We start from the raw sequence: 11,047 nt of genomic DNA, 5'->3' as shown, positions 1-11,047 counted from the left end.
GACCGACGATGCCCACCCTGCTCAGGACGGCGCTCAGCCTGTGTGCCGGCGCCCTGCTCTGTCTGACCCCCCAGGCCGCTGCGCTGCCCGGCGCCGCAGCGGCCCCCGACCCCGCCGCACCCGCACCGCACCGCACGGCCACCGCGGCGGCCGACCCCGCGTACAGGATCCTCGTCTTCTCCCGGACGGCGGGCTTCCGCCACTCCTCGATCGATGAGGGCATCACGGCGCTGCGCGACCTCGGAGCGGCGAACAACTTCACCGTCACCGCCACCGAGGACCCCGCGGCCTTCACCACCGCCCACCTGGCCCAGTACCGCACCGTGGTGTTCCTGTCGACCACGGGCGACGTCCTGGGCCCCGCCCAGCAGACGGCCTTCGAGCAGTACCTGGGAGCAGGCGGCGGATACGTGGGTATCCACGCCGCCGCCGACACCGAGTACGACTGGCCCTTCTACGAAGGACTGGCCGGCGCCCTCTTCCAGTCCCACCCCGCCATCCAGCCCGCGACCGTCAGGATCGAGGACCGGGCGCACGACGCCACCGCGCACCTGGGCCGCACCTGGCAGCGCACCGACGAGTGGTACAACTACCGCAGCAACCCCCGCACCACGGCCCATGTCCTCGCCTCACTGGACGAGTCCAGCTACTCCGGCGGCACCATGTCCGGCGACCACCCGATCGCGTGGTGCAAGGAGTACGCCGGCGGCCGCGCCTTCTACACCGGCGGCGGCCACACCGAGGAGTCCTACGCCGACCCCGCTTTCCGCAGGCATCTGCTCGGAGGCATCCGCTGGGCAGCCGGCACCACCCGGGCCGACTGCCGGCCGGAGACCGGCTACACGTCCCTGTTCGACGGCACCTCCACGACCGGCTGGAAGCAGGCGGGCCCCGGCGGCTTCACGCTGGCCGACGGCTCCCTCACCTCGCACGGCGGACTGGGCATGCTCTGGTACGACGCCAAGGAGTTCACCGGCGACTACTCCCTGAAGCTGGACTGGAAACTGAACGGTGACGACAACTCCGGCGTCTTCCTCGGATTCCCGGCCTCCGACGACCCGTGGTCCGCGGTGGACAACGGCTACGAGATCCAGATCGACGCCACCGACGCCGCCGACCGCACCACGGGAGCGGTGTACGGGTTCCGCTCCGCCGACCTGGCCGCTCGCGACGCCGCGCTCAATCCGCCGGGGGAGTGGAACACGTACGAACTCCGCGTCACCGGAGAGCGGCTCGAGATCTTCCTCAACGGACGGAAGATCAACGACTTCACCAACACGGACCCGGCGCGCAGCCTGGAGCAGGGCCACATCGGACTCCAGAACCACGGCGACGGCGACGAGGCGTCCTTCCGCAACATCCGGATCAAGCAGACCGGAGCCCCGGCCGATCCCCGTACGGGTGAGGTGAAGGGGGTGAACGGTAGGTGTCTGGATGTGGACAACGCGGGTTCGGCGGATGGTACGCAGGTGCAGATCTGGACGTGCAACGCGTCGGCGGCGCAGCGGTGGACGGTGGCGGACGACGGTGCGCTGAGGGCGTTGGGGAAGTGTCTGGACGTGTCCGGTGGGGGGAGTGCGGACGGTACGCGGGTGCAGTTGTGGACGTGCAACGGTTCGGGTGCGCAGAAGTGGGTGGCGCAGTCGGACGGTACGGTCCGCAATCCGCAGTCGGGCAAGTGTCTGGACGCCTCGGGCGGTACGTGGAACGACGGGACGCCGGTCCATCTGTGGGCCTGCCACACCGGACCCAACCAGAAGTGGACCCTGCCCTGACGATCGTCATGGCCGCCGGCACCGCCGGCGGCCACGGTTCACCCGGGTGGTGCGCCGGAGCGCCGACGCATCACCTGGGGGCCGGGGCGCCCGTCACGGGGCGCGGTACCCCGTCGACCGGCGATGCCCCCTGCCCGAGCTGACCGGCGCGTCGTGTTCCGGTTAGGGTGGATTCATCACCTCGGGCCGACGCCCCGACGCCCTCCCGCCAGGCCCCACCCCTTCTCGCCACTTCCTCGGCGCCGTGGCCCGGCCCGCCATCGCAGGGAGAGAACATGAGCACTCAGTTCGAGGTCGTCATCGACGTCGACCGGCCCATCGAGGACGTCTTCGCCTACCTCGCCGACGGTCGCCACGACCCGGAGTTCAGCCCCCGCGTGCTGGAGATCGAGAAGAGCCCCGAAGGCGCCACCCACGTGGGCACGGTCTTCCGCAGCACGGTCAAGGACGCCGGCAAGCGGTCACGGCGGGACTTCGAGATCAGCGAGCTGTCCGCGCCCCACCGCATTCGCTGGCACGAGGTCTCCCACAACTCCATCACCGCCGACGAAGGCGGTTACGACCTCGAACCCACCGAGGGCGGCGGCACCCGGGTACGGCTCTTCAACGTCCTCGAGGGGCATGGTCTGGGCAAGGCTCTGCTCCCCCTCGCGGGCAGCGCGGCACGCAAGGACGCCCCGGCCTTCGGCCGGCGCATCAAGACCGCCGTCGAGGCCTCGGCCTGATCGGACGGCACCCGGGGCACAGGCACAGACTCCACCAGAGACGGACGGCCCCCACGGGCGCCACCGACGGCCAACCGCTGACGTGGGACGACCGAACGGCCGGGGTGTCCGCGGGAGCGAGCGGGTGTGAGGCGCGGAGGAGCGCGGGGCCCGGTCGGCATCCCGTCCGGCCGAGGTCACGGGCGTGCCGACGGGAGAACGGGGAACGTTCCCGACGAACCAGCCGGTTCGGCGCCCCTATCCCGTCAGGAGACTCCCATGATGGTCGTCGGCATCATCGCTGTCTGCGTGGTCATCGCTGTCCTCGCCTTCTTCCTCCCGCGCTTCTCGCGGCGCCCCCAGAACGGAACGCAGCGCACCCTGGGCCTCGGCTCCCGGGCCGGATCCAAGGCTCCGGGCCCGCTCGGGCGCCTGTTCAGCAAGCCCTTCCGGTCGAGTTCGCGCGCGGTCGGCCGCAGCGGTTCCGCGGGCCGTCGGACGCGCGGCAAGCTGCCGTTCTGACCTCCGGGCCGGGTCCGCCACGTCCGTCGTCACGGGAACCCGCCCCGGAGTCCGCGCCGGCCCGACGGCTGGTCAAGGGCTCCGGGGCGTGCCCCCGGGTCCGGACACCACGCGTCCGCACGGGTGGCACGTCAACCGTGCAGGCCATGCCATGTCCCCCGGGGGCGGTGGATCAGGCTCTGCCACCGACTGGCGTGCTGACCCCATCGTGCGGAGCGGGGGGCGGGCTGGTCGATGTGCCGAACCGGCCGCTGTGCTCGGAGTGCACATGATGGTCACCGGCGCGCCACGTCCGACCGCGGGAGTCGCCACCGCGTGCTGGGGCGGCCACGTCTCGAGCTGATCGCAACACGGGCCGCCGGACCGGGAGAACACAGTCCGCAGGGTCCGGACCACGGCCGGGCCCAGGGACCATCCGGTGAACGGCCGGCGGTGATCCGCCTGGCGCGGCCTTGCCGCGCTACGGACGCACCTTGGCCCCCCGGCGAGTCCCACGCTGCCCGCCGCGGGCCAGGATCCGGCCACTCGCCACTCGCCACTCGCCACTCGTCACTCGCCTTTCGCCATTCGCGACGCGTCGTTCGCCGTTCGGGTCCCGAGCGTCCGTGCCTCAGGCCGGTTGCCGGATCCGGGCGAGTGCCGAGGGAGTGAGGACTCGGCCGGGACGGCCCTGTCCCGCCAGCCGTCCTTCGCTCAGCAGGATGCAGGCGTCGGCCGACCGGGCGGCGTCCAGGTCGTGTGTGGCGTGAACCACCGTCACACCGCCGGCCACCAGGTCCGTCAGCAGTGTCGCCGTGCGCTTTCTGGCTTCCGGGTCCAGTCCGGTGGTCGGCTCGTCCAGCAGCAGGAGGTCCGACTCCTGGGCGAGCCCCTGTGCGATCAGCACGCGCTGCCGCTGTCCGCCGGAGAGTTCACCGAGTTGCCGCGTGGCCAGACCGGAGATGCCGAGGCGGTCCATGGCCGCGTCCACCACGGCGTGGTCCCGGCCGGTCAGCGGGCGCCACGGACCGCGGTCGTTCCACCGCCCCATCCGCACCGTCTGCCGGACCGTCAGCGGCAGCAGGCCGCCGACCGCGGTGCGCTGGGGGACGAACGCCGGAGGGCGTCCCCCGCTTCGGTGCACCTCGCCTGCCGTGGGCCGGATCACACCGGCCAGCACACCGAGCAGCGTGGACTTTCCGCTGCCATTCGGTCCGACGAGCGCGGTGATCGCCGACGGGGGTATGGAGACGTCGAGTTGACGGAGGACCGGCCGGCCGGAATAGCCCGCGGACAGCCCGGCGACACGGATGCGGAACGCGGGGTCCCGGGGAGCGGCGATCGAGGGGCGGGGTTTATTGAACATGATTGTCATTGTAGTGTGTGGCTCCATGGAGTGGTTGACAGGCCCTTTCGAAGTGACCTTCGTGCAACGGGCCCTATGGGGCGGGATGTTGGTGTCGGCGATCTGCGCCCTGGCGGGCACATGGGTGGTGCTGAGGGGAATGGCCTTCCTCGGTGACGCCATGTCCCACGGGCTGCTGCCGGGGGTCGCGCTGGCCGCACTGCTCGGCGGCAACCCGCTGGTGGGGGCGGTGCTGAGCGCGGCTGTCATGACCGCCGGCGTCACCGTCCTGGGCCGTGCCCCGAGACTGTCGCAGGACACCGGCATCGGCCTGCTCTTCGTGGGGATGCTGTCGCTCGGCGTCATCATCGTGTCGCGCTCGCAGTCCTTCGCGGTCGATCTGACCGGGTTCCTCTTCGGTGACGTACTGGCGGTCCGCGAAGCGGATCTGATGCTGCTGGGCGCGGCGCTGGTGGCGGCCCTCCTCGTCTCCGTCCTCGGCCATCGCGCCTTCGTGGCGCTGGCGTTCGACGAGCGCAAGGCACGGACCCTGGGCCTGCGCCCCCGTCTGGCCCACGCCCTGCTGCTCGGGCTGCTGGCGCTGGCCATCGTGGCGTCGTTCCACATCGTGGGGACGCTGCTGGTGCTGGGGCTGCTGATCGCCCCGCCGGCGGCCGCGCTGCCGTGGGCGCGGAGCGTGCGCGGGGTCATGGCGCTGGCCGCGCTGTTCGGCGTGACCGCCACGTTCTTCGGCCTGCTGCTGTCCTGGCATCTGAGCACGGCGGCCGGAGCGACCGTCTCGGCCCTGGCCGTGGGCCTGTTCTTCCTCTCCCGTCTGGCATCCGGCATCCGTCACCACCCCGCACGTCCGGCCGGCCTCCGTCCGGCAGCCACCGACTGAGAGAGACCTGAAGCGATGTCACTGTTCGTCCGAGGAAACGTCACCGCAGCCACGCCGGCCGCGCTGGTGGCCCTCGCACTGATCACCACCGGCTGCGCGGGAGAGAGATCCGGCCCGGCAGCCCCGCAGCCGGGTCCGGCGACCTCCGCCCCCGGGCACGGACACGTCGAGGGAGCGCGGGAGACGGCGGAGCAGCAGTCCCGGCTGGTGCTCAACGACCCCGCGACCGGAGACACCCGGGTACTGGACCTGATCACCGGAAAGGCACACACGGTGGCTCCGGCGAAGGGCACCGCGGAACTCACCACGGACGGCAGATTCGGCTACTTCCACACCGCGGCCGGAACCCGTGTCCTCGACGGCGGTGCCTGGACGGTCGAGCACGGCGACCACGTGCACTACTACCGCGCCGCGATACGCGACGTCGGCCGCATACCCGCCGGCACCGGCGTCCGCGTCCGCAGCGACACCGCCGTGACCGCGGTGACCGACGCGGACGGACGTGCCGTCACCTACCGCCGCGCGGCACTGGAGAAGGGCCGCATCGGCGGCTCCCGCACGGTTCCCGGAACCCGGGCGGGTGCGGTGGTCCCCTACGCGGAGCATCTGCTGACCCTCACCGACGACGGGAAGGGCGTGCCGCGGGTCACCGCCCACGACCGTGCGGGCGGGCCGGCCACCGTCCCGCACGCCACCTGCGAGGAACCGGCGGGCGACGCCGTCACCCGGCGCGGCGTCGTCTTCGGCTGCGCCGACGGCGCCCTGCTGATCGGCGTCGACGGCGGGCGTTTCACCGTCGAGCGGATCCCCTACGACGGTGAGGTGCCCGCTGCGGAGCGGGCGACGTCCTTCCGTCACCGGGCGGGAAGCGACACCCTCACCGCGCCGGCCGGAGACCGGGCCGTATGGGTGCTGGACGTCACGGAGCGCACCTGGACCCGGGTGGAGACCGGCCCCGTCGTCGCGGCCAACACCGCCGGAGAGGGCGCGGCACTGCTCGTCCTGGAGACCGACGGGGCGCTGCACGGCTACGACATCGCCACCGGCAGGCAGATCGCCCGGACCAAGCCGCTCCTGGCCGGGGAACCGCGGGTCGGCACCGGCCCCGGCGGACCCGTGGTCGAGGTGGACCGCAGCCGCGCCTACGTCAACGACCCCGAGGGCGGACACGTGTACGAGATCGACTACGACGACGGCCTGCGCGTCGCCCGCACCTTCGACCTGGACATGGAACCGGAGCTGATGGTGGAGACCGGACGATGACGACACCGAAGGGGATCCTGCCGCGGATGCGCCGCCTGCTGTGGTCTCTGATCGCCCTCGCCTGCACCGGAACGGCCACCGCCTGCGCCGGCGCAGGCGGTGACGACCGGCCCCGTGTCGTGGTGACGACCAACATCCTCGGCGACGTCACCCGGGAGATCGTCGGCCGGGAGGCCGACGTCACCGTCCTGATGAAGCCCGACGCCGACCCGCACTCCTTCGGCCTGTCGGCCCGGCAGGCCGCTGAACTCGAGAGCGCCGACCTGGTGGTCTTCAGCGGGCTGGGCCTGGAGGAGAACGTACTGCGACACGTGGAGGCCGCCGACGACTCCGGCGTGGCCACCTTCGAGGTCGGCAATGCGGTGGACCCCCTCACCTTCCGGCCGCCGGCCGGCGGAGGACCCGAGGAGGGCGCCGGGCAGCCGGACCCGCACTTCTGGACCGACCCCGACCGCGTGCGCCTGGCCGCCGGCCTGATCGCCGACGAGGTGATCGAGAAGGTGGACGGCGTCGACGAGAAGACGCTCCGCGGCAACGCCGCCCGCTACGACCGCCAACTCGCCCGTCTCACCGCCTGGATGGAGAAGTCCTTCGACCGCATCCCCGAGGACCGGCGTTCCCTGGTCACCAACCACCACGTCTTCGGCTATTTCGCCGACCGCTTCGGCTTCCGGGTGATCGGCGCGGTCGTCCCCAGCGGCACCACCCTGGCGTCGCCCAGCTCCTCCGACCTGCGGTCACTCACCAGGGCCATGCGCGAGGCCGGGGTGCGTACCGTGTTCGCCGACTCCTCCCGGCCCACACGACTGGCAGACGTCCTGCGCGACGAACTGGGCGGCCGGGTCGAGGTCGTCGAGCTCTACTCGGAATCACTCACCGCACGCGGCCAGGGCGCCGACACCTACCTGCGGATGATGCGCGCGAACGCCACCGCCGTGACCCAAGGCCTCACCCGGCGCTGAGAACCCGGGCCACCACGCCGGCACCGGCGCGGCAGGCCCATCCGACCCGACCCACCACACCGACGCCGCCCACGCGCGGCCCGAAAGGATCACACAAAGTGAGCAAGCGCATACGAAACGCCAGAACCGTCACCGGTACGGCCCTCGCTCTGGCGGTGGCCGCCGTCCTGACCGCCTGCGGGGGAGGGGAGGGCGCCGTGTCCGACGCGAAGACGACGGAGACGTCGCAGAAGAGCGCAACGTCCACCACTCCGGTCAGGAATCCGCTGGTAGCCACCTTCGACGGCGGCCTGTACATCCTGGACGGCGAAAGCCTCGAGATCGCCGGGACCATCGCACTGCCCGGGTTCAACCGCGTCAATCCGGCCGGTGACGACGACCACGTCATCGTCTCCACCGACAGCGGCTTCCGGGTGCTCGACGCCGCCGGGCGGTCCCTCACCGGCATCACCTACCAGGGGGCCAAGCCCGGCCATGTCGTCCGGCATGCCGGGAAGACCGTGCTCTTCACCGATGGCACCGGAGAGGTCAACGTCTTCGACCCCGCCGACCTCAGCGGCGGAACGAAACCGGAAGGCCGCACCTACGCCTCCGCCGAGGCCCACCACGGCGTAGCGATCGAGCTGAGCAACGGCGAACTCCTCAGTACCCTCGGCACCGAGGAGACGCGCACCGGCGCGCTCGTCCTGGACAAGGACGGCAAGGAGATCACGCGCAACGAGAACTGCCCCGGAGTCCACGGAGAAGCCGCGGCAAAGGGCGAGGCGGTCGCCGTCGGCTGCGAGGACGGTGTCCTGCTCTACAAGGACGGTGAGTTCACCAAGGTCGACGCCCCCGACGACTACGGCCGCATCGGCAACCAGGCCGGCAGCGACGCCTCCCCGGTCCTTCTCGGCGACTACAAGACCGACCCCGACGCCGAACTCGAGCGCCCGACCCGTGTCTCCCTCATCGACACCGAGACGGCGAAGCTGCGCCTGGTCGATCTGGGCGCCAGCTATTCCTTCCGCTCACTCGGGCGAGGCCCTCACGGGGAGGCGCTCGTCCTCGGCACCGACGGCACCCTCCGGGTCATCGACCCCGCGACGGGCAGGGTCGAGAAGAAGATCACCGTCGTCGACGAGTGGCGTGAGCCCCTCGACTGGCAGCAGCCCCGCCCCACCCTCTTCGTCCGCGACCACACCGCGTACGTATCCGAACCGGGCCGGCGGAAACTGCACGCCGTCGACATCGAGTCCGGGGAGAAGCTCAGGTCGGTGACCCTGCCGAAGAGCACGAACGAACTCTCGGGCGTCGTTCCCGGCCACTGACGGCCCCACTCGGCACAAGCTCCCACGCACCCGGCCCGCCGGCCTCCCCGGCGCGGCCGGGTGACGCGGGCCGCGCACGCCTCGTGCGCAGGCTCCTCAGCGCGGGGTCACCCAGCCGGGCGTCAGCGCCCGCTGCTCCTGGACCGGACCCGGAGCATCTCCGGAGGCGGGATCGGCCCCTCCGGGGCTGGGCGGCACCCCGGCCGGTGCGATCCGGGCCCCCGGACGGGTGGATCCTCCCCTGTCCGGCCCAAGGAGAGCGCCCTCGGAGTGCGGCCGCCCCGACACCTGGAGTAACAGTCTCCCTATGACATGGAGAAGCAGCGCTCAGGCCGGCACCGCGTGCGGCACGCCCGGGAGCCGGATCCGTTCCGCCCTGGTCGTTCTGGTCGTCGCCGCCGCACTCGGCACGACCACCGAAGCGGGAGCCTCGCCGTCGGCGGCCCCGAAACCCGACTGGGACGCCATCGCCGCATGCGAATCCAGCGGCGACTGGCAGGCCAACACGGGCAACGGCCACTACGGCGGACTGCAGTTCACCCAGTCGAGCTGGGCCGCGGCCGGGGGACTGTCATACGCCCCCCGCGCGGACCTGGCCACCCGCGCTGAACAGATCGCCGTGGCCGAACGGCTCGCCCGCATCCAGGGGATGTCGGCCTGGTCCTGCGCCTGAGCCGGCGCCGTCAGTACGGGCATCGGGGACGGCAACGGCGCGTCACGCGACGGCGGTTCCCTCGAGTTCCACCATCTGGCCGGGCACCGCGAGCCGCACCACCCCGAGCAGGGTGGTCGCCGGCGCCGCTCCAGCGGCGCCGAGCCGCGCTGCCAGCACGCCGTAGTGCGGGAACAGCAGATCGACGTCGGTGGTGTACACGTTGAGCCGGACGAGGTTCGCGAGGGACATGCCGGCCTCCGCGAGCACGGCCTCGAGGTTGTCGAGGCTGAGTGCCAACTGCCCTGCCATGTCGCCGTCGTGCCGGGGCCTGCCGTCCTTGTCCATAGAGGTCTGCCCGGAGCAGTACAGGGTCCGGTTGTGCCCGGCGACGAGCTCGCCCTGGTTGAAACCCAACTCCACCGACCACGTCACCGGGTTGACCGCCGTTCGTTCCACTGCCACATCAGCTCCACTTCATTGACGGGATTACGTCCGTCGGCGCGGTGGTCATCACCCTCACCGTCGGCGTCTTGCTGACGAGGCTCCCAGGAATACATGACACCGCCGGTCATGTATTCGGTATCGTCTCCGTATGCGCGCCGACCGGCTGGTCTCACTGGTGCTGCTCCTGCGGCAGCGCGGCCGGCTGACCGCGGACACGCTCGCCCACGAGCTGGAAGTGTCCACCCGCACCGTGCTGCGGGACATCGAGGCGCTCTCCGCGGCCGGCGTCCCGGTCTACGCCGAACGCGGCCGGCACGGCGGGTTCGCGCTGCTGCCCGGCTTCCGGACGGAGCTCACCGGACTGAACCACGACGAATCCCTCGCCGTGCTCACCGCGGGATCGGGGCGCGGCGACCACGCGTTCGGTCTCGGCTCGGCGCTCGCCTCGGCCCTGCGCAAGGTGGTGGACGCGCTGCCCGAGAACCATCGGGTCACCGCGAGCGACGCGGCGCAGCGCATACTCGTGGAGCCGGAGACGGATCTGCTCTCCCGCCGCCCGGCCACCGAGCAGGTGCCCGACCCGACCATGAGCGAGATCCGGCACGCGGTGCTCACCGGACACAGACTGCGTATCCACTACGCGGCCACGGGCCAGGACCCCCAGTGGCGCACCGTGGACCCCATCGGCCTGGTCACCGTACGCGGTACGGGCTATCTGCTGGCCAGGCGATCCGGTGCGGACCGTACCTATCGGCTGTCGCGGGTACGGTCCGCCGAGGAACTCCCCGAACCGGCGGAACGACCGGACCGGGTCGACCTGGACCGGGTCTGGCGGGAACGCTGCGCGCGGTTCCTGTCCGAAGGCCATGTCGCCGTGCTGGTGCGGGTGCGCCCGGAGCGGCGGGAGGAACTGCTGAACACCGCGGTGGCCGTCCTCGGCGGGGAACCCGAAGCGGAACCCGGCGTGGACGGCTGGCTGCGGCTGGAGGCGACCTTCCAGGATCTGCGCCATGCCGAGTGGGCGCTGTGGCAGCTCGGCACGGATGCGGAAGCCCTCGCTCCACAGTCGTTGCGCCACGCCCTGCGGGACCGGGCCGCCGCGATCGCCGACCGCTATGGAGACCGCCCGTAGCGTGTGCCGGAAGGCGACCCGTCGAGGCCGGTCAACAGGCGGCCGACGGCGATCT

General features: G+C 71.8%; 11 protein-coding genes. 9 read left to right on the top strand and 2 right to left on the bottom strand.

What is annotated here, in order from left to right:
- The first annotated feature begins 8 nt into the window (after positions 1 to 8).
- The 3 genes from HTV45_RS00450 (at position 9) to HTV45_RS00440 (ending at position 3,001) form a co-directional block, all read left to right on the top strand.
- Positions 9 to 1,775, top strand: a complete 1,767-nt coding sequence (locus HTV45_RS00450) for a lectin (RefSeq protein ID WP_215203520.1) — start codon at positions 9 to 11, stop codon at positions 1,773 to 1,775.
- Between the two features lie 275 nt (positions 1,776 to 2,050).
- Positions 2,051 to 2,500, top strand: coding sequence for an SRPBCC family protein (locus HTV45_RS00445; protein ID WP_215203519.1), 450 nt, complete (start codon positions 2,051 to 2,053; stop codon positions 2,498 to 2,500).
- A gap of 258 nt (positions 2,501 to 2,758) precedes the next feature.
- The gene (locus HTV45_RS00440; protein WP_215203518.1) at positions 2,759 to 3,001 is read left to right on the top strand and encodes a DUF6411 family protein; all 243 of its coding nucleotides are present in this window, start codon (positions 2,759 to 2,761) and stop codon (positions 2,999 to 3,001) included.
- Between the two features lie 610 nt (positions 3,002 to 3,611).
- Here HTV45_RS00440 and aztA read toward each other — a convergent pair.
- Positions 3,612 to 4,355 carry a zinc ABC transporter ATP-binding protein AztA gene (gene aztA, locus HTV45_RS00435; protein ID WP_215203517.1) on the bottom strand — a complete coding sequence of 248 codons (744 nt, stop codon included), beginning with the start codon at positions 4,353 to 4,355 and terminating at the stop codon, positions 3,612 to 3,614.
- Between the two features lie 16 nt (positions 4,356 to 4,371).
- Here aztA and aztB point away from each other — a divergent pair, with 16 nt between their 5' ends.
- From aztB to HTV45_RS00410, 5 genes are all read left to right on the top strand, one after another.
- Positions 4,372 to 5,226, top strand: a complete 855-nt coding sequence (aztB, locus tag HTV45_RS00430; RefSeq protein ID WP_215203516.1) for a zinc ABC transporter permease AztB — start codon at positions 4,372 to 4,374, stop codon at positions 5,224 to 5,226.
- 15 nt (positions 5,227 to 5,241) lie between these two features.
- Entirely contained in the window at positions 5,242 to 6,489 is a 1,248-nt protein-coding gene (locus HTV45_RS00425; RefSeq protein ID WP_215203515.1) for a hypothetical protein, read from the top strand.
- Complete coding sequence (gene aztC / locus HTV45_RS00420) at positions 6,486 to 7,451, top strand: zinc ABC transporter substrate-binding protein AztC (RefSeq protein ID WP_215203514.1); 966 nt, start codon at positions 6,486 to 6,488, stop codon at positions 7,449 to 7,451. The genes HTV45_RS00425 and aztC overlap by 4 nt, the downstream gene beginning before the upstream one ends.
- A gap of 98 nt (positions 7,452 to 7,549) precedes the next feature.
- On the top strand, positions 7,550 to 8,761 hold the full coding sequence (aztD, locus tag HTV45_RS00415; RefSeq protein ID WP_215203513.1) for a zinc metallochaperone AztD: 1,212 nt from the start codon (positions 7,550 to 7,552) through the stop codon (positions 8,759 to 8,761).
- Between the two features lie 307 nt (positions 8,762 to 9,068).
- Positions 9,069 to 9,434 carry a transglycosylase family protein gene (locus tag HTV45_RS00410; protein ID WP_215203512.1) on the top strand — a complete coding sequence of 122 codons (366 nt, stop codon included), beginning with the start codon at positions 9,069 to 9,071 and terminating at the stop codon, positions 9,432 to 9,434.
- A 42-nt stretch (positions 9,435 to 9,476) separates the two neighbouring features.
- On the opposite strand, the gene HTV45_RS00405 is transcribed toward HTV45_RS00410, so the two are convergent.
- Positions 9,477 to 9,872: a RidA family protein gene (locus HTV45_RS00405; RefSeq protein ID WP_215203749.1), complete on the bottom strand. Its 396-nt coding sequence runs from the start codon at positions 9,870 to 9,872 to the stop codon at positions 9,477 to 9,479.
- A 136-nt stretch (positions 9,873 to 10,008) separates the two neighbouring features.
- Between HTV45_RS00405 and HTV45_RS00400 the strand changes: the two genes are divergently transcribed.
- Positions 10,009 to 10,992 carry a YafY family protein gene (locus tag HTV45_RS00400; RefSeq protein WP_215203511.1) on the top strand — a complete coding sequence of 328 codons (984 nt, stop codon included), beginning with the start codon at positions 10,009 to 10,011 and terminating at the stop codon, positions 10,990 to 10,992.
- Positions 10,993 to 11,047: the final 55 nt, after the last annotated feature.

It is taken from the genome of Streptomyces sp. CHD11 (assembly GCF_018638295.1).
Lineage (GTDB): Bacteria > Actinomycetota > Actinomycetes > Streptomycetales > Streptomycetaceae > Streptomyces.
This window is presented reverse-complemented; position numbering and strand designations above follow the sequence as displayed.

Bases quoted from the DNA above. Each gene is read 5' to 3' on its own strand.
- HTV45_RS00445 (WP_215203519.1), top strand. From the start codon at position 2,051: ATGAGCACTCAGTTCGAGGTCGTCATCGACGTCGACCGGCCCATCGAG.
- HTV45_RS00410 (WP_215203512.1), top strand. From the start codon at position 9,069: ATGACATGGAGAAGCAGCGCTCAGGCCGGCACCGCGTGCGGCACGCCC.
- HTV45_RS00440 (WP_215203518.1), top strand. From the start codon at position 2,759: ATGATGGTCGTCGGCATCATCGCTGTCTGCGTGGTCATCGCTGTCCTC.
- aztC (WP_215203514.1), top strand. From the start codon at position 6,486: ATGACGACACCGAAGGGGATCCTGCCGCGGATGCGCCGCCTGCTGTGG.
- aztB (WP_215203516.1), top strand. From the start codon at position 4,372: ATGGAGTGGTTGACAGGCCCTTTCGAAGTGACCTTCGTGCAACGGGCC.
- aztA (WP_215203517.1), bottom strand. From the start codon at position 4,355: ATGACAATCATGTTCAATAAACCCCGCCCCTCGATCGCCGCTCCCCGG.
- HTV45_RS00425 (WP_215203515.1), top strand. From the start codon at position 5,242: ATGTCACTGTTCGTCCGAGGAAACGTCACCGCAGCCACGCCGGCCGCG.
- HTV45_RS00450 (WP_215203520.1), top strand. From the start codon at position 9: ATGCCCACCCTGCTCAGGACGGCGCTCAGCCTGTGTGCCGGCGCCCTG.
- HTV45_RS00400 (WP_215203511.1), top strand. From the start codon at position 10,009: ATGCGCGCCGACCGGCTGGTCTCACTGGTGCTGCTCCTGCGGCAGCGC.